Origin of the sequence: Bacillus paranthracis, assembly GCF_024296885.1 — a bacterium.
Taxonomy (GTDB): domain Bacteria; phylum Bacillota; class Bacilli; order Bacillales; family Bacillaceae_G; genus Bacillus_A; species Bacillus_A paranthracis.
On sequence record NZ_CP101135.1, the window covers coordinates 4,061,882 to 4,077,695 of the forward strand.

19 protein-coding genes are annotated in these 15,814 nt (G+C 36.0%); 4 read left to right on the forward strand and 15 right to left on the reverse strand.

Annotation, left to right across the window (positions count from 1 at the left end; translation table 11 throughout):
- Nucleotides 1-35 precede the first annotated feature (35 nt).
- Entirely contained in the window at nt 36-1,046 is a 1,011-nt protein-coding gene (gene holA / locus NLJ82_RS21020) for a DNA polymerase III subunit delta (protein WP_001279920.1), read from the reverse strand.
- Between the two features lie 345 nt (nt 1,047-1,391).
- On the opposite strand from holA, the gene NLJ82_RS21025 reads away from it, so the two are divergent.
- Nucleotides 1,392-1,526 carry a YqzM family protein gene (locus NLJ82_RS21025; RefSeq protein ID WP_000997609.1) on the forward strand — a complete coding sequence of 45 codons (135 nt, stop codon included), beginning with the start codon at nt 1,392-1,394 and terminating at the stop codon, nt 1,524-1,526.
- 26 nt (nt 1,527-1,552) lie between these two features.
- Here NLJ82_RS21025 and NLJ82_RS21030 read toward each other — a convergent pair whose 3' ends face one another.
- The 3 genes from NLJ82_RS21030 to NLJ82_RS21040 form a co-directional block, all read right to left on the reverse strand.
- The gene (locus NLJ82_RS21030) at nt 1,553-3,874 is read right to left on the reverse strand and encodes a DNA internalization-related competence protein ComEC/Rec2 (RefSeq protein WP_001993183.1); all 2,322 of its coding nucleotides are present in this window, start codon (nt 3,872-3,874) and stop codon (nt 1,553-1,555) included.
- Between the two features lie 14 nt (nt 3,875-3,888).
- On the reverse strand, nt 3,889-4,446 hold the full coding sequence (locus tag NLJ82_RS21035; protein WP_000439783.1) for a ComE operon protein 2: 558 nt from the start codon (nt 4,444-4,446) through the stop codon (nt 3,889-3,891).
- Nucleotides 4,447-4,509: 63 nt separating this feature from the next.
- Nucleotides 4,510-5,109 (reverse strand): helix-hairpin-helix domain-containing protein, encoded by a 600-nt coding sequence (locus NLJ82_RS21040; RefSeq protein WP_002028509.1) that lies wholly within the window; start codon nt 5,107-5,109, stop codon nt 4,510-4,512.
- A gap of 77 nt (nt 5,110-5,186) precedes the next feature.
- Between NLJ82_RS21040 and comER the strand changes: the two genes are divergently transcribed.
- Entirely contained in the window at nt 5,187-6,014 is an 828-nt protein-coding gene (gene comER / locus NLJ82_RS21045; RefSeq protein WP_001020538.1) for a late competence protein ComER, read from the forward strand.
- Between the two features lie 170 nt (nt 6,015-6,184).
- Here comER and NLJ82_RS21050 read toward each other — a convergent pair whose 3' ends face one another.
- The 8 genes from NLJ82_RS21050 to NLJ82_RS21085 form a co-directional block, all read right to left on the reverse strand.
- Complete coding sequence (locus NLJ82_RS21050) at nt 6,185-6,934, reverse strand: class I SAM-dependent DNA methyltransferase (RefSeq protein WP_001105568.1); 750 nt, start codon at nt 6,932-6,934, stop codon at nt 6,185-6,187.
- Entirely contained in the window at nt 6,931-7,287 is a 357-nt protein-coding gene (gene rsfS / locus NLJ82_RS21055) for a ribosome silencing factor (protein WP_000653200.1), read from the reverse strand. The genes NLJ82_RS21050 and rsfS overlap by 4 nt, the downstream gene beginning before the upstream one ends.
- Entirely contained in the window at nt 7,284-7,853 is a 570-nt protein-coding gene (yqeK, locus tag NLJ82_RS21060) for a bis(5'-nucleosyl)-tetraphosphatase (symmetrical) YqeK (RefSeq protein WP_001078246.1), read from the reverse strand. Before yqeK ends, rsfS begins: the two co-directional genes overlap by 4 nt.
- On the reverse strand, nt 7,843-8,412 hold the full coding sequence (nadD, locus tag NLJ82_RS21065) for a nicotinate-nucleotide adenylyltransferase (RefSeq protein ID WP_001226058.1): 570 nt from the start codon (nt 8,410-8,412) through the stop codon (nt 7,843-7,845). Before nadD ends, yqeK begins: the two co-directional genes overlap by 11 nt.
- Nucleotides 8,413-8,543: 131 nt before the next feature.
- Nucleotides 8,544-8,837, reverse strand: coding sequence for a ribosome assembly RNA-binding protein YhbY (yhbY, locus tag NLJ82_RS21070; RefSeq protein WP_000955224.1), 294 nt, complete (start codon nt 8,835-8,837; stop codon nt 8,544-8,546).
- A gap of 5 nt (nt 8,838-8,842) precedes the next feature.
- A complete protein-coding gene (gene aroE, locus NLJ82_RS21075; protein ID WP_000812086.1) occupies nt 8,843-9,676 on the reverse strand; it encodes a shikimate dehydrogenase in 834 nt (277 codons plus the stop codon).
- 15 nt (nt 9,677-9,691) lie between these two features.
- A complete protein-coding gene (gene yqeH, locus NLJ82_RS21080) occupies nt 9,692-10,798 on the reverse strand; it encodes a ribosome biogenesis GTPase YqeH (protein WP_000140795.1) in 1,107 nt (368 codons plus the stop codon).
- 3 nt (nt 10,799-10,801) lie between these two features.
- Complete coding sequence (locus NLJ82_RS21085) at nt 10,802-11,314, reverse strand: YqeG family HAD IIIA-type phosphatase (RefSeq protein ID WP_000765311.1); 513 nt, start codon at nt 11,312-11,314, stop codon at nt 10,802-10,804.
- A 247-nt stretch (nt 11,315-11,561) separates the two neighbouring features.
- On the opposite strand from NLJ82_RS21085, the gene NLJ82_RS21090 reads away from it, so the two are divergent.
- A complete protein-coding gene (locus NLJ82_RS21090; RefSeq protein WP_000850094.1) occupies nt 11,562-11,717 on the forward strand; it encodes a sporulation histidine kinase inhibitor Sda in 156 nt (51 codons plus the stop codon).
- Between the two features lie 146 nt (nt 11,718-11,863).
- Here the strand turns inward: NLJ82_RS21090 and NLJ82_RS21095 are convergent, their stop codons facing one another.
- Both NLJ82_RS21095 and sigK read right to left on the reverse strand, forming a co-directional pair.
- Nucleotides 11,864-12,652 (reverse strand): phosphatidylserine decarboxylase, encoded by a 789-nt coding sequence (locus NLJ82_RS21095; RefSeq protein ID WP_001254997.1) that lies wholly within the window; start codon nt 12,650-12,652, stop codon nt 11,864-11,866.
- A gap of 290 nt (nt 12,653-12,942) precedes the next feature.
- The gene (gene sigK / locus NLJ82_RS21100; RefSeq protein WP_000051382.1) at nt 12,943-13,656 is read right to left on the reverse strand and encodes an RNA polymerase sporulation sigma factor SigK; all 714 of its coding nucleotides are present in this window, start codon (nt 13,654-13,656) and stop codon (nt 12,943-12,945) included.
- A 258-nt stretch (nt 13,657-13,914) separates the two neighbouring features.
- Between sigK and NLJ82_RS21105 the strand changes: the two genes are divergently transcribed.
- The gene (locus tag NLJ82_RS21105; RefSeq protein WP_000667453.1) at nt 13,915-14,145 is read left to right on the forward strand and encodes a hypothetical protein; all 231 of its coding nucleotides are present in this window, start codon (nt 13,915-13,917) and stop codon (nt 14,143-14,145) included.
- A 54-nt stretch (nt 14,146-14,199) separates the two neighbouring features.
- Here NLJ82_RS21105 and NLJ82_RS21110 read toward each other — a convergent pair whose 3' ends face one another.
- On the reverse strand, nt 14,200-15,693 hold the full coding sequence (locus NLJ82_RS21110) for a YcdB/YcdC domain-containing protein (protein WP_001072073.1): 1,494 nt from the start codon (nt 15,691-15,693) through the stop codon (nt 14,200-14,202).
- Nucleotides 15,694-15,814 lie beyond the last annotated feature (121 nt).

The following is a 15,814-nucleotide window of genomic DNA, read 5'->3' on the forward strand; positions in this document are numbered from 1 at the left end:
TTCACGCTCTTAGCACGTGAACTTTTTTTGTTTCATCACATATGATTTAACCGCATTAAGAAAAACTCGAGCACAAGTTTTTTATCCATTTTTCCCGTTTTCATACTATAATCAGCTTCCGCTAATTCCATTATCACTTTTTTTAATTCTTCAAAAGAGAAAAACTTCGTTTGATTCATCGCTAATTTTACACGATATGGATGCACACCAATATGAGACGCGATTTGATTTTGGCCGTAACCACGCTGCTGTAACTCTTTCACTTGATGCAGTAAACGGAATTGACTTACTAATAACGCAAGCAATTTAATAGGTTCCTCCTGCTGCGTAAATAATCCATCCAAAATTTGCATCGCACCCGCGATATCTTTTTTCACCACTTTTTCTGTCAAAGCAAACACATTTTGTTCAACTGATTTTGGTACAAGCTCTGCAACGAGTTTTGGTGTAATCTCTCCGCCCATACCGACGTATAACGTTAACTTGTCCATTTCCTTCGCCAACATTGTTACATTACTTCCCACAAGCTCTAACAACAAACTAACAGCCGCATGATCAATATGCACATGTACTTCATCCGCCCGAGCAACAATCCACTTCTGAACATCCTGCACTTGCATTGCATTCGCTTCTACTACATCCGCTGTTTTCTTTAACAGTTTAGTAATTTTTTTTCGTTCATCAAGCTTTTCGTAAGGCGCAACAAAAACAAGAATAGAAAAGGGAGAAGGTTCCCCGATATATTCTTCTAAAATTTTTATATTTTGTTCCAATTTTTCTTTTTGTGAAGTTAAAAAGAGCGGTGATTTTATTAATAGCACTTTACGTTCTCCGAAAAAAGGAAGTGTACGTGCATCCTCAACCACATCTTCTAAATACGCTTCTTCTAAATCATATGTAACAACATTAAACTCGCGATCTTCCTCTTCAAGCGCTTCTGTTGTAATAAGCTTTATCGTTTCATTTATAAAAAACGCTTCCGTTCCATACAGTAAATATAATGGAGCAAACTGCTTCTTTTTAATCTTTTTATGTATATCACTCATACTTTTTCCTACTCCCTAACTTGGCAATATATATTTATACTAATGCCCTAGCTTTTGTTTTACAAGTACAAAGGAACAGGCAATATAACCCGTCCCTTTATTTATATTAAACGCCACGCAATAAGCCCCGGGTTTCTTATTGGTGTGCGGTAATCACCTTCCCTTTATTATTCGCAATAAAAATTCGAGTATAAGTGCCAACTGTTAACATGCTTGGAAACAAAAATTCACATTACTTCATGATCTAAAAGTAGTAAAAACGCTCTATTTCTCCTCACATGGAAATTGTAGATTTTTTTCTGACAATATTTTATACTAAAGTGGAATGTTGGGGAGGGATTCTAAATGAATGATTTTGAACAAAACGTTCAAAGTAAACGCAATGACGCTATTGATTCAGGGGTAGGATTTATCGTCTCATTTGGTTTTTTCGCAACACTTTTCATCATTGCAACTGTTATTAAATTTATCGGTTCTTAAAGACTGCTGCTTACTGGCAGTCTTTTTTATCTATTATGTGTTTCATCATATGTGATTTTGCTGCGAAAGGTTCCGTTTTCCCCTTTAAAAACATAGGAGATAGCCCCTTGCTTATCCGTACGCCATATTTCAATCCCCCTCTTCTCAAAACGCTCTATAACGTCCTTATGAGGGTGCCCATACCTATTACGCTCACCGGCAGAGATAACCGCTATATTAGGCTGTACGACGCTCAGAAAAGTTGTTGTAGATGACGTATTACTCCCATGATGAGCAACCTTTAAAACATCCGCTCGCAACTCTGGATACGTAGCTACTAAAAACTTCTCACCTTCTTCTTCTAAATCACCTGTAAACAACCACGTTAGTCCTCCTAATTTTGCCAACATTACAATTGAAGCGTTATTTTCACTGCTCTCCTTCCCTGTTGGCGCTAATACGAAAAATTCCGCTCCATTTATGCTCCAACTTTCTCCTTCTCTCACTTCTCTTATTTTCACTTCCTTTTCTAAAGCCTGTTTCTTTACTATTTTTTCTAATTCCGCATCTTGTTCCTTTCGGCCAAATACAACTTCTTTTACGGTTATATTTGATAATAACTGTTGCGCAGCACCTATATGATCCGCATCTCCATGCGTTATAATTAATTTATCGATCTTTTTAATACCTTCCTTTTGTAAATAAGGAATCAAAATATCATTTCCGACAGAAAATTCATGCTTTTTACGTTGCCATTCTTCCTTGTTTAGACGAATTGTTCCACCAGTATCAATGAGGTAAATCTCTTGATCATACGGGAGGCGAATTAATATTGCATCTCCCTGTCCAACATCGAGAAAGGTAACACTTCCACTTTCTCGAAAATACGGATATACATAATGGCATGTACTAATAAAAAGAAATACACCCGCAGATATAAACAGAATCCCCTTCGTCATTCGCCTTTCCCAAACCATCAATATACTAATAATACTCACGCAATATAGGGCTACAAGAAGTATAGGTGTTTGTCCGAAATTAAGACGGGTAAATGGTAAGTTTTCGCAATAACTTAAAAAATCATTAGAAAGATTCAAACCTATTGATAATACATTCCCAAGCCTTTTTGCAAGAAACGGAATGATCGGTATACATATCAAAATAACAATACTGCACGGCAATACAACGAGAGATAAAAACGGAACGTATAGGATATTTAAGAAAATACTATATGGAGAAAAATAACCGAAGTGATATAACAAAATCGGAGTACTAACGAGCTGTGAAATGAAAGAAATATAAATAGAATTTCGAATTACTCCATTACCACTCTCTAGTAAAAGCGGGGCAGATAAAAGTAAAGCAAAACTACCGACGAAAGAAAACTGAAAACCAATATTAAACACGAGATATGGATCAAATATAAGCATACATATAGCTGTTATACTTAAAGCATCTAAGCTAGATAAACGAATAGAACACATAAAAGCAATTAACATGAAAACTCCTGTTAGAGAAGCTCTTATAACAGATGGTGACGCTCCTGCTAAAATCATATATAGAGGAATGCAGAAGATAAGACATACTGTTGCTACCTCCCTTGTCACACCGCTTTTTAGCAAAATAAAATACACGATTACCATTAACAATACGATATGCGATCCTGAAATCGCCAACAAATGCACGAGACCGAATTGTTGATATTGCTCTTCAACTTCAAATGTCATTTGTTGTCTATCACCAAATACTAATGCATTCATAAAAGCACCTGATTGTTCTGGAAACATTTCTGTAACTTCTGAGATTGCTTGTTGCCTCAAAAGAAGAATCCATTGCACGAGTGACAACGATGTTTTATGGCATTCAGAAATATATGTAGCGTCCAATATGAAATGAATATTTTGCTTATATAAATAATCACGATAATTAAACCCATGGAAATTCCGAGCTATTTGTGGTTCTTTCCTCTCACCTTCGAATACACATGATACTCCTGCATGTAATTGTCGCATCTGTTTCTTTTCCAAAGCTGATTTCATTTTGTAACTTAACTGCACTATATTTTTATTCTGATCTTCAATTTGAAACGAGAGGCGATCTCCATTAATAAGAGGTGTATTATGTATCACTCCTCTTGTAGCTTCATAGGACTCTCCCAGAGGCTTGTTTTGTCCTTGAACATACGTGGTGTACATAGCGCCACTTAAACACGCTATCATACAATAAAAGAAGGTTTTACGCGAAGTACGATATAAACAAAAGAAAACATATACAACGAGACAACAAGTCAGCAATACAACTGAAGAGGAGAAGGCAATTGCAATCCCTATTATAAATGAGATTGCAACATAGCCCCATTGTCCTTGCAACTCATACCCACTCCTTATAGCATCATTTTTGCTTTCGTGAATACATGCTGTAATTCTTCCATTGATAAGTTCTCTTTTTCTAAAGATGCAAATAGTTCTTTTAACTCCATATGACGTTTTTGATCCTCTAATGCTGCAATATCATATTCTAGCGGAACGTGTTTCACCGTTACATTCGCTTTTTCAAATAACTCTACGGCATACGGATGATTTTTATAATCCTGTGCATAATAAACTGCTGTAATACCACTTTGAATAATCGCCTTACAACATTGTAAACAAGGAAAATGCGTAACATAAATTTCCGCTTCCTCCGTTTTCACGCCAAATTTTGCACATTGTAACAAAGCATTCATTTCTGCATGAATTGTACGAACACAATGATTATCAATAACGTAGCATCCATCATCTATACAATGTACGCCACCTTTAATTGAACCATTATATCCACCAGCAATAATTCGTTTATCACGAACAATTGTCGCTCCTACTGCAAGCCTTGTACATGTACTACGTAAAGATAACAAATGGCTTTGCGTCATAAAATATTGATCCCATGAAATTCGTTCCATATTCTTCACCTACTTTTTTGTCTACTTGTAGTGTAGCGAATGAAGAAAAACTTCGTCAATCTTTTACGGAATAATAATTTGATCTTTTATTTTCTCCAAAGACTTCACACCAATCCCATCAATCTCTAACAAATCTTCTATTTTTTGAAACGGACCATGTTCCTCTCGATATTTCAAAATACTTTCCGCTTTCCGAGAACCAATACCTGTAATTTTTTCAAGTTGTTCTTTAGAAGCTGCATTTATTTGAACTTTTCCCTCTCCCTTTGAAACAGCAGCTCCCTCTTGCACTTGTTCGTTTTTATTCGGTACATAAAGAAGCATTTGGTCTTGTACCATTTGCGCTAAATTTACCTTCATCCTATCTGCCTCAGGCAAAAAACCACCTGCTTTTTCAATGGCATCCTTGACCCGGTCCCCTTCTTTCATTTCATACACCCCCTCTTTAACAACAGCCCCTTTCATATCAATTACAATTATTTTTTTCTGCTGCTTTGTATCCGATATTTTCGGTTTACTTTTCTTCTCTATATCTTTCGCTTGAACATCCGTTGCAATAGCTGATTGCTCTGTATGCTCGTTCGTTTTCCAGAAAAGAAGAAAAAGCACAGTTCCAATAATAGCTGCTAATCCTAACCATTTCTTTGGAAAATCCCACATCATTTTTCACCTCTAATCATAAATTTATAACATCATTCATATTGTTTAGGAGAAAGCTGTTACGAAGGAGGGATGAAACATTGAACATAGGAATTATAGGGACAGGAAACATGGGGAATATACTAATCGATGCATTTTTAGAAACCCGTGCTACCAAACCTTCGTGCCTTACGATCATTAATCGAACGCCCGCCAAAGCATATCATATAAAGGAAAAATACCCTTCTGTTCATATAGCCAAAACTATTGATGAGGTAATCGAACGATCGCATCTTATTTTTATTTGTGTAAAGCCGATAGATATATACCCAATCTTACAAAAATACGCCGAACATTTTTCTGATGAAAAGTGCTTAGTTTCTATCACAAGTCCAATATCTCCATCACAATTAGAGACACTTGTACCTTGCCATGTTGCTCGTATTATTCCGAGCATTACAAACCGCGCCCTATCCGGCGCATCACTATTTACATTTGGAAGTAACTGCTCTGAAGAATGGCAACAAAAACTATTTCGCTTATTCAAAAACATTTCTACTCCCCTTGTAATAGAAGAAGATATAACGCGCGTTTCATCTGATATAGCAAGCTGCGGCCCTGCATTCTTTAGTTATTTATTACAATGTTTCATTAATGCTGCTGTAGATAGAACAAATATTACACATGAAGAAGCCACTACTTTAGTAAGTGAAATGGTCGTTGGAATGGGGAAACTACTCGAAAAAGGAATTTTCACATTGCCTACTTTACAAGAAAAAGTATGTGTGAAAGGCGGCGTTACAGGAGAAGGTATTCGGGTTTTAGAAGAACATGTTGGAGATATGTTTCATAAATTAATCGAGCGGACACACGAGAAATTTGATGAAGATTTAAAATGCGTTGATCAGCAATTCAATAAACACACATAATAAATACGTCATCGTCATTCCAAATCCTTTTTATAAATACTTAATTTTTCACATTACATTTTACTTAAACTAGCATTTTCACAATTCACGTATGTCATTTTCTTATTATCCTAGAACTAAAATTACAGCTTCTTCACAAAACAAAAGCAACCTTCTCGGTTGCTTTTGTTTTATCCGTTTTTCTTCGCCATGAAGAAAATACGCTCTGTTTGTTCTGTAACTTCAAGTCGCTCAAAGTCACCAGTTACACGAAGCACTGTAAAACCAGCTTCTTCAAGCCATTTCGTTAACTCTTCAACCGGATATGCACGTTGTACGTGACATTCGTCAAAACGATGGTACACATCTTCTTCTGGGTCTTGAACAAAGAATGTTAAATCATGTTCTACACTGTTTGAATCTTCACCAGGGAAGCAATTCCAAATAAGAGATATTTCTTCTCCATTCACTGTGTATGTTTCATTTTGAAATACATGATGTATTTTATATAAAGAATGTACATCAAATAAAAACAAACCATCTTGACGTAAATGATGAAACACTCTTCGGAATGTTTCTTGCACTCCATCCTCTTGCAATACATAGTTTAATGAATCACAAAAGATCGTTACACAGTCAAACTCACCTGGAACATCAAGCTCCCGCATATCTTGTTGGTAAAAAGGAATAAAATATCCTGCCTCGCCTAGTTTTTGCTGTGCGACTGCTAACATTTCTTCCGAAAGATCGACACCGATTACATCGTAACCCTTTTGTACAAGCGGAAGCGTTACATTACCAGTACCGCATGCTACATCAAGAATCTTCGCCTCTTTCATATCCGCTTGCTGCAAGCTTTCCTCTGTGAATTCCACCCATTTATCATAAGGGACATCATTCATTAGTTCATCGTACAGCAACGCAAATTGCTCGTAGTTCATTGGCCTAACTCTTCTGTAATATCTTCACGTGGCACATCGCCCCATAGACGCTCTAAATTATAGTGATTACGCTCATCTTTATGGAATACATGAGCAACTACATCTCCAAGGTCAACTAATACCCAGCGAGCTTCGTCAAAACCTTCCATACGTTGTACGTCGATTTGGAACTCGTGTGCTTTCGCTTTAATTTCACGTGCAATTGCTTGCACTTGCTTATCTGAGTTACCGTGACAAATAATGAAATAATCTGCAATTGGTGAAATACCTTGCATATTTAGGACAACCATATCTTCTGCTCTCTTATCATCAGCTGCTTTTGCTGCTAATACTAATAAATCTTTATCTTTCATTTACTCATTTCCTCCTTGATAACTGCATTGTATGTTTGGAATGTTAATGGATAAATCGTTTGATCTTTTTCCATTAAAAATTGAATTGTTCTCTTTAGCGCAAATAATAAAGCTTGATCTATATCCGTATATGCGAGTTTACGAGCTTCCTCCACCCCTGGAAACTTTCGCCCAGGCTCAATGTAATCAGCTACATAAATTACTTTATCTAACATCGTCATTTTCTCATGACCACTTGTATGATATGTAATAGCTTGCAGGATTTCAGGATCTGTAATACCTACTTCTTTTTCTACTAAGTATGCCCCAACAGGTGCATGCCATAACTCTTTGTTATAACAAAGTAAATCTTTCGGCAAACCTTCACTTTTAATGATCTCTTCCATCTCTGAAATCGCTCTACACTTCGCATAATCATGGAATATAGCTGCAACTTCAGCCTTTTTTTCATCCACACCGTATAATTTAGCAAGTTCAATTGCCGTCTCCATTACACCAATTGTGTGTATATAACGTTTTTCATGCATTTGTTGTTTCACAATATGAAGTGCTTCCTCACGATTCATACAACCCATTCCTCTCGATATATACCTGTACTTTTTCAGGAAGTAAATATTTGCATGTTTTCTTCTCTTTATATCTCTCACGTAATAAAGATGAAGAAACTGCAAACTCCGGAATTTCCACAGTGGTGATAGGATAAGGTGTATGCAATGTATAACCTGGTCTTGCAACCCCAACAAACGTTACAAGATCAAGTAACGCTTCAATGTTATACCACTTCGGTAAATACTCAACCATATCTCCACCAATAATAAAGTGAAACTGCACATCCGGATGCTTCTTCGTTAATTGTAGCATAGTGTCATACGTATAAGATGGGCCCTTCCTGCTTAGCTCTTCTAAACAAATAGAAAAATGTTCCTCTTCCTCAGTCGCAAGTTCTAACATTTGTAAGCGACTTTCTACACTTGTAATATTCCGCCCTTGTTTATGCGGCGGAATTTGGTTCGGTAAGAACCATACTTCTTCTAAATTCAAAGCATGATATACTTCATTTGCAATGAGCAAATGTCCATAATGTGGCGGATCAAATGTACCGCCAATGATGCCAATTTTTCTCAAAAGAAACGCCCCTTCCTTTTACATACAGCAACTCTCTTCATTTCCATCCGAAGAGAGTTTACTGTTAATAAAAGTTCAATTGGTTTCGATCTCTACACCATTGCTAGTGATAAAAATAGCATATGCTATTTTTATCGAGGAAGTTTAATTTGCTTGTTTTCTCTTGATTCTTTGTATAAAACAATTGTACTTCCAATTACTTGAACGATTTCCGCACGTGCACCTTTTGCAAGCTCTTCTGCAACTTCACGGCGATCGAATTCACAGTTTTGTAGCACACTTACTTTAAATAACTCACGAGCTTCTAAAGTATCTGCAATTTGTTTAATCATATTTTCATTTACTCCGCCTTTTCCTACTTGAAAAATTGGTGTTAAATGATGTGCCTGTGCACGTAAAAATCTTTTTTGTTTTCCTGTTAACATATATGTTAGCCTCCAAGCTTTCTTATAACTAATTGTTTCATTCGTTCGATATTTGGCGTGCGCCCTGTCCACATTTCAAATGCAAGCGCTCCTTGATAAACAAACATATCAATACCATTTTGAATCATTGCACCTTGCTCTTTCGCCTCACATAAAATTTTCGTTTCAAATGGATTATAAATTATATCTGATACAATCGTTCCCTTTTTCAACGAAGAAATTTGTAACGGCGTATGTTCGACACGTGGATGCATACCTATCGTTGTCGTCTGAATGATAATATCATAATTCTCTTGTTCTTCTGTTGCTTCCTCTAACGATAAAGCAACAGAATGAACAGTAGCCGTACATGCAGTAATAAGTTCTTTCGCCTTATCTACTGTACGATTCGCTACATCAATCTCTTTCACACCTACATCAGCAAGTGAAAAATAAATAGCTCGACTAGCACCACCTGCGCCAAGCAATAAAATACGTTTCTCTTGAAGTGGTTCACTACTAATTGACTGTAGCGCTTTGACAAAACCAATTCCATCTGTATTGTAGCCAATCAATTTCCCATCCTTATGAACCACCGTATTTACTGCACCAATTTGTTTTGCTAGCGGGTCAATCTCATCCAAATAATCCATAATCGCAACTTTGTGCGGAGTTGTTACATTAAATCCTGAAATACCTAACGCTTTTAAACCTCTTACTGCTTCCCCTAGCACTTCCTCTTTAACAAGAAAGGCATGATAATGGGCATCCATATTCAAGTGTTCAAATGCATCGTTATGCATAACGGGTGATAATGAATGTCCAATTGGATTTCCGATTACACCATATAATTGTTTCATAAATCCCTCTCCATATTAAATTAAAGATTTACGCAATGAAACACTTACTCCTTTTGGTACGTGTGCAACAATTTTTGCTCCCGGTTCGTTCACAGTAACCCATCCTAATCCAGAGAATACAACATCCGTTTTTGGTTCACGAATATTAAACTCGTATTTCACTAGCTCTGGCATATTTTCTAATTCTTCTGGTGTTGGCGGGCTTAGTAAATCCCCTGCATGATTTTTATACAATTCATCTGCTTTCTCAAGCTTTGTACGATGGATTGTTAAACGATTTGAGAAGTGACAAGTAAATGCGCGACGACCGCCACTTACGTAATCAAAACGTGCCAATCCGCTAAAGAACAATGTTTGTTCTTCATTTAATTGGAATACCATTGGCTTAATTTCTTTTGTTGGTGTAATAAGCTTTAAGCTTTGTTTTCCAACATAATGAGCCATTTGATGGTGGTTAATAATACCTGGCGTATCATATAAAGAAGATTCTTCGTCTAACGGGATATCAATTAAATCAAGCGTTGTTCCTGGGAAATGAGATGTTGTAATTACATTTTCAGTCTCATCACTAAATTCTTTAATCATACGATTAATGAATGTTGATTTCCCTACATTTGTACATCCAACAACGTAAACATCTTTTCCGCCGCGGTAATACTCAATCGCATCTGCCAGCTCAGCAATCCCTTGTCCTTTCGCTGCACTAATTAAAAAGACATCTTCTGGCTTTAATCCTAGCTGCTTTGCACTATAGCGCATCCAATGCTTTACTTTATCATGTTTTACTGACTTAGGAATTAAATCCGCTTTATTCCCAACAAGTAATACTTTATTATTTCCCACGAAACGATGTAAGCCAGGTAACCAGCTACCATTAAAATCGAAAATATCTACAATTTTAACTACTAACGCATCCGATTTTCCAATACCGTTTAGAATACGTAGGAAATCATCATCTGTTAATGAGACATCTTGAATTTCGTTATAATGTTTCAATCGAAAACAGCGTTGACAAATTACTTGTTCTTTTTCTAAAGATGAGGCAGGAGCATATCCCACTTCATTTTTATCTTCTGTTTGAATTTCTACACCGCAACCAATACATTTAATTGTTTCAGTCAAACTTTATTCCTCCCAGTTAATTAAACCTTTTTTCTTCATGTTTCTCATAATTCTTCGTTCAATTTTTCGATTAAAGCGCGTTACTAATCCGTCTGTTTGTGCTACTGGTACAACTAAAATTGTATGCAGTCCAACTCGGTTTCCACCTAACACATCTGTCAGTAACTGATCCCCAATTACTACAACTTCATCTGGTTGCAACTGCATCTCTCGTATCGCACGCTTAAACGCACGAACAAATGGCTTACGCGCACTATGAATAAATGGAATGCCTAATGGATCAGCAAAATCTTTCACTCGTTGCTCATTATTATTTGAAACGACCGTTACTTGAATGCCTTGCTCTTTCATTTTCAAAAACCATTCTTCAAGTTGTGGCGTTGCATTTGGACGATCCCATTCAATTAAAGTGTTATCTAAATCAGTAATAACACCTTTAATTCCACGTTTCTTCAAATCTTCTGGTTGAACATGATATACATTTTTCACATATTCATTTGGTAAAAATAGTTTCAATTTCTTTCACCTCTTTGAGGAGTTTTCATAAAAATTTTTCGACAACATATTTCGATATATGGCCTGTGGATAAAATTGTACACATTTTCCACATTAATATTTCAGTTAATTTGGAATTTACTAACAATCTATACACATTTTATCCACCTAGGTATGTGGATAACCACCCGTTTGTGACTGTCATATTTTTTTGGTACATTAAATGCAACAACGAATCAATCCTTATATTATTAGGAGGTGACTCACCTTGAAAACAAAACATATGGAACAGTTATCTACTGAGTTACTCACTGAGTCTTATTATAAAGCAAAAGAACTAAAATTAAATCCCGACTTCATTTTACTTATAAAACAAGAAATTATTAGACGCTCATTAGAGGACAAGCTTGTCAAATCGTCTTGATTACATATAAAGAGGAATTTTAATTAACTAACTTGTAAAAAGAGCCATCCTGCGATGGCTCTCGAATAAACAAGTACTCCCATCTAGGGAATTTCATCATTACGCATCTTTGTCCATAAATCTTGCTTACAGTTATAAAATCTTTTTTACTTATGAGCCAATCGAGTAGCAATCTTTTCACCAAGGCGAAGCTCTTGTCCACTCTTCAATTCTTGCACTACTTCTATCATATCTTTTTCAAACAATAACACAACTGTTGAACCGAATGTAAAGTATGCCATTTCTTCACCTTTTTGAACAGTGTCTCTTTCATGCAGCAGCTCAATACTATTTACAAACATAGCTCCTACTTTTACAAGCGCCATATGTTCACCGTCACTATTCACTTCTGTAACGGAGCGATAGTTTTTTGACAATGGTTCTTTCCCGTATTCCATACCAGCTGCATTTACCGGATATGATTTTCTACCGAGTACAAATCTTTCAGTCACAGAACCAGAAAGCGGACTATGAATACGATGATAATGACTTGGGCTTAAATAAATAACCATATATGTACCACCTGCATATCGCTGTGCACGTTCTTCATTACCTAGCATATCCACAATCGAATAACGCTTGCCTTTAATATCAAATGTTTTTGTGTCCTCAATAGGACCGTGATCAGCAAAAACACCATCAACAGGACTAACGATACTCGATGCATCTGTATCAATACTACGCTTTCCTTCTTTTAGCTTACGTGTAAATAATTCATGCAATGTTCTATATTCCTTCAAACCCTTTTCCATCTCATCTTGATTAATTTGAAATACTTTCGCATACGATGGAATAATGATAGAGCTCAAACGAGATTGTGCAAATTTACGTAATATATAAGAAGTAAAACGACCATTTGTAAGTTCGATCATAAGTCGATATAATGTACGTCGCAAATTGCGGAACCTCCTAATCAGTCTATAACTTTAGCTTCCCCTTCTTTTCCTTCTATATCATATGTAAAATTAGTTCTTATTCCCACATATCATATAGAACCGCCATATTATACATGCAGAAAACTAAGTACGGTATCATTCTTAAATTGTTTAGCACCTTCTAATATTACAGATAGAATCCGTCATTTTCAACAGTGAACATGGATTTCTTCTGAACACAACTCTTTTTCTTTCCTTATTTCCAAAAAGAAAAGCAGCCCATTTTAAAATACAGCTGCTTGTAATGTACATTATTCTTTTGCTTTTTTCTCTTTCTCTGCTCTTACAAATTCATGGAACATTTTCATTAAAGCGCGCTTTTCAATTCTTGATACGTAGCTTCTGGAAATACCAAGTGCCTTCGCAATCTCTCGTTGCGTCTTCTCCTTATCAAGCCCCAGTCCAAAACGCTTCACGATTACTTCTTTCTCTCGTTCGTCTAAAATATCGATATACTCTTTAATCTTTTCTAACTCCATACTAAGCTGGATCATATCAATTACATCTTCAGACTCCGATTTTAATATATCAATAAGCGATATTTCATTCCCCTCTTTATCTTGCCCAATTGGATCATGAAGTGAAACGTCCTTTTTCGTTTTCTTTAATACACGTAAATGCATCAAAATTTCATTTTCAATACAGCGTGCTGCGTATGTTGCAAGTTTCGTTCCTTTTCCTGCCGAATAGCTCTCGATTGCTTTAATGAGCCCGATTGTACCAATTGAAATTAAATCTTCTGCATCTTCCCCTGTATTTTCAAATTTTTTAACGATATGAGCTACAAGCCGTAAATTATGTTCAATTAACAGATTCCTCGCTTGAGCATCACCTTGCTCCATTAACTCTAAGTACTTTCTCTCATCGTCTGATGATAATGGCTGCGGAAACGCATTGTTCTTCACATAAGAAACAAAAACAAACACTTCTCGAACCATATATCCAATTGCGGCGAATAGACTCAAACCTTTCACCTCCGCCAAAATAGTGGTCTTTACTAAGTGTATGTGGGCATGAGGTTGTTTGTGTCTGTACGATATCATTCCCGTATGTTTTTAAGCATAATAATTGTCTCATAAAGCTTCACTACGTATACTTAAACAAAAGATTGGAGAGTGGAATATGAAATATTTCATTTCCCTCTTGTACCTGAGTAGCTTGTAAGAGATGAACTCCTTGTACGCTCTTGCAAGCTACTTGTACTACAAGGAGGGATTACAAATATGAAATTTGAAAGAACACGTGCTTATACAAGACACCAACGTCAACGTACAATGCGTCGAAAAATGAATATTGCAAAACACGCATGGGGATATACTCCTGAAATTGCCGGTATTTTTGCAAAAGGAAAAGTTCACTGTTCTTGTGGAATGTGTACAATAAAGTGGAGAACAGAAGGACCGCCTGCTAGTGTACAGAAGTGGTTATATAAAATTGATACATACGAAGAATAATCGTTCTTTCTAAAAAAGGTCTTCTCTCGAAGACCTTTTTCCCTATTTAAAAGTTTATTTACTCCAAATTTTCTCCCCTGTATGCGCATCAATATAACGAATTTCTCGACTACAGTCGAAGGGTTCTTTATGATTTTCATCCGTTGTTTGTTTATATAGCAATTGATATATCGTTTCCTCTACATCATGATCTATAGACCATTCTAATTTAACTCGGATAGCATCTCTGTATATTTCTAACGCTCCTTCTTTCGTTACTTTTGGTGTTGTTTCGTATGTAAGTAATTTTTTTATAAGGTTGCTAGACTCTCCAGAGTAGTGCATCACAGCACCGTTTTCCGCATTAATGTTAATCATAAATTGGTTATACTCTGCCGGAATATCATTTATATATATAGAAAAAATAAATCTTTCAATCCCATCTTCAGCTTCTTCACGTTCCTCCCAAAGACGCAGATATTGTGTGATATCTGGAATAACTTGTTCCAAAAATTGAAGTGCTTTTTGTAAACATTCCTCTCTAGGCAGTATTTGCTTTACTTCTTTATCATCTGTCAATTTTATAAAACCAGTTAATTCATTGGTTAATTTATCAATTGTAACGCTGACTAAATTATCATATTTCAGCATCGGTAAATGCTTTTTAAAGAATTCATTCATTAAATATGGATTCTTTTCTTCTTTCTGTTTTTGTAATTCCCCCTTCAAAACAAATTTCATCCTTATTTCATTATCATTTTCCGTCTCATCTACTTTTGCAAATCTTTCTTTATCCCAGTCAAATAATACGAATATGTCATCTTGCCGGCTACCTTTTTCTATTTTTTCAACAACTACTGCTGGCGGTAATTTATAATGTTCTGGCCCATATAAATCTTTACCTGTACTTGCATCAATACATGCATGACTAGGCTCTGGTTCATATACAAGATGGTACCCTTTTACTTCTTCCCCGTTTTCATACTCACATGAAGAGTATGTAAAATCTACAAATACAAGTCTCATATCTTGTCTAGCTTTCAAATTTTCTAAAACGACGTTCTTCTCAACAATGTCACTTGGCCATGATGGTTTTTTCTCTATCGCTTTTTGTCCATTGTAATGGAAATTCACAACATTTCCTGAAGAGTGAACTTGCACAACACACCCTGTATTCGGCAATGGATAGCCATTTACTTCTTGCATATAATTTACTTCTTTCCAACCGTGCCAATCATCCTTAACAGTTACATATGTATAAAATTCATATCCTTCTTTTGTATATTTTTTTAAGAATGTATTTGCAATCTCTCTTGCTTTATTATCCTCTATCACTTCCTCACCGCTTGAAAAAGAATCCTCCTCTTCTACCCTAAAGTCAATTAAATTACCAGTATGTCTATTCAACGTAATCTGTATTGTTTTCTCCTCATCCGCTTTATGCTCCCACCATAATAGATGATATGGGTCATCCACACCTTCTTGATCATCTACAACAAGCCTATAATCATCTGGAATGTCCATAATATGAGCCACTTGCTCTTTTCTTTCTTTATCTTTTTGATTCATCATACCGCTCCCTTTATTACAATTTAAGGTAATTATAACAAACAAAAGAAATATAAAGTGAAACTTTAATCAGCCCTCACCAATCGGGCTTTTACGGGCAAATAGCGGGATAAACGAAAGA

Excerpts from the sequence above, each read along its gene's own strand:
- holA (WP_001279920.1), bottom strand. The coding sequence starts at position 1,046 with ATGAGTGATATACATAAAAAGATTAAAAAGAAGCAGTTTGCTCCATTA.
- NLJ82_RS21025 (WP_000997609.1), top strand. The coding sequence starts at position 1,392 with ATGAATGATTTTGAACAAAACGTTCAAAGTAAACGCAATGACGCTATT.
- NLJ82_RS21035 (WP_000439783.1), bottom strand. The coding sequence starts at position 4,446 with ATGGAACGAATTTCATGGGATCAATATTTTATGACGCAAAGCCATTTG.
- NLJ82_RS21040 (WP_002028509.1), bottom strand. The coding sequence starts at position 5,109 with ATGATGTGGGATTTTCCAAAGAAATGGTTAGGATTAGCAGCTATTATT.
- NLJ82_RS21050 (WP_001105568.1), bottom strand. The coding sequence starts at position 6,934 with ATGAACTACGAGCAATTTGCGTTGCTGTACGATGAACTAATGAATGAT.
- rsfS (WP_000653200.1), bottom strand. The coding sequence starts at position 7,287 with ATGAAAGATAAAGATTTATTAGTATTAGCAGCAAAAGCAGCTGATGAT.
- yqeK (WP_001078246.1), bottom strand. The coding sequence starts at position 7,853 with ATGAATCGTGAGGAAGCACTTCATATTGTGAAACAACAAATGCATGAA.
- yhbY (WP_000955224.1), bottom strand. The coding sequence starts at position 8,837 with ATGTTAACAGGAAAACAAAAAAGATTTTTACGTGCACAGGCACATCAT.
- aroE (WP_000812086.1), bottom strand. The coding sequence starts at position 9,676 with ATGAAACAATTATATGGTGTAATCGGAAATCCAATTGGACATTCATTA.
- NLJ82_RS21105 (WP_000667453.1), top strand. The coding sequence starts at position 13,915 with ATGAAATTTGAAAGAACACGTGCTTATACAAGACACCAACGTCAACGT.
- NLJ82_RS21110 (WP_001072073.1), bottom strand. The coding sequence starts at position 15,693 with ATGAATCAAAAAGATAAAGAAAGAAAAGAGCAAGTGGCTCATATTATG.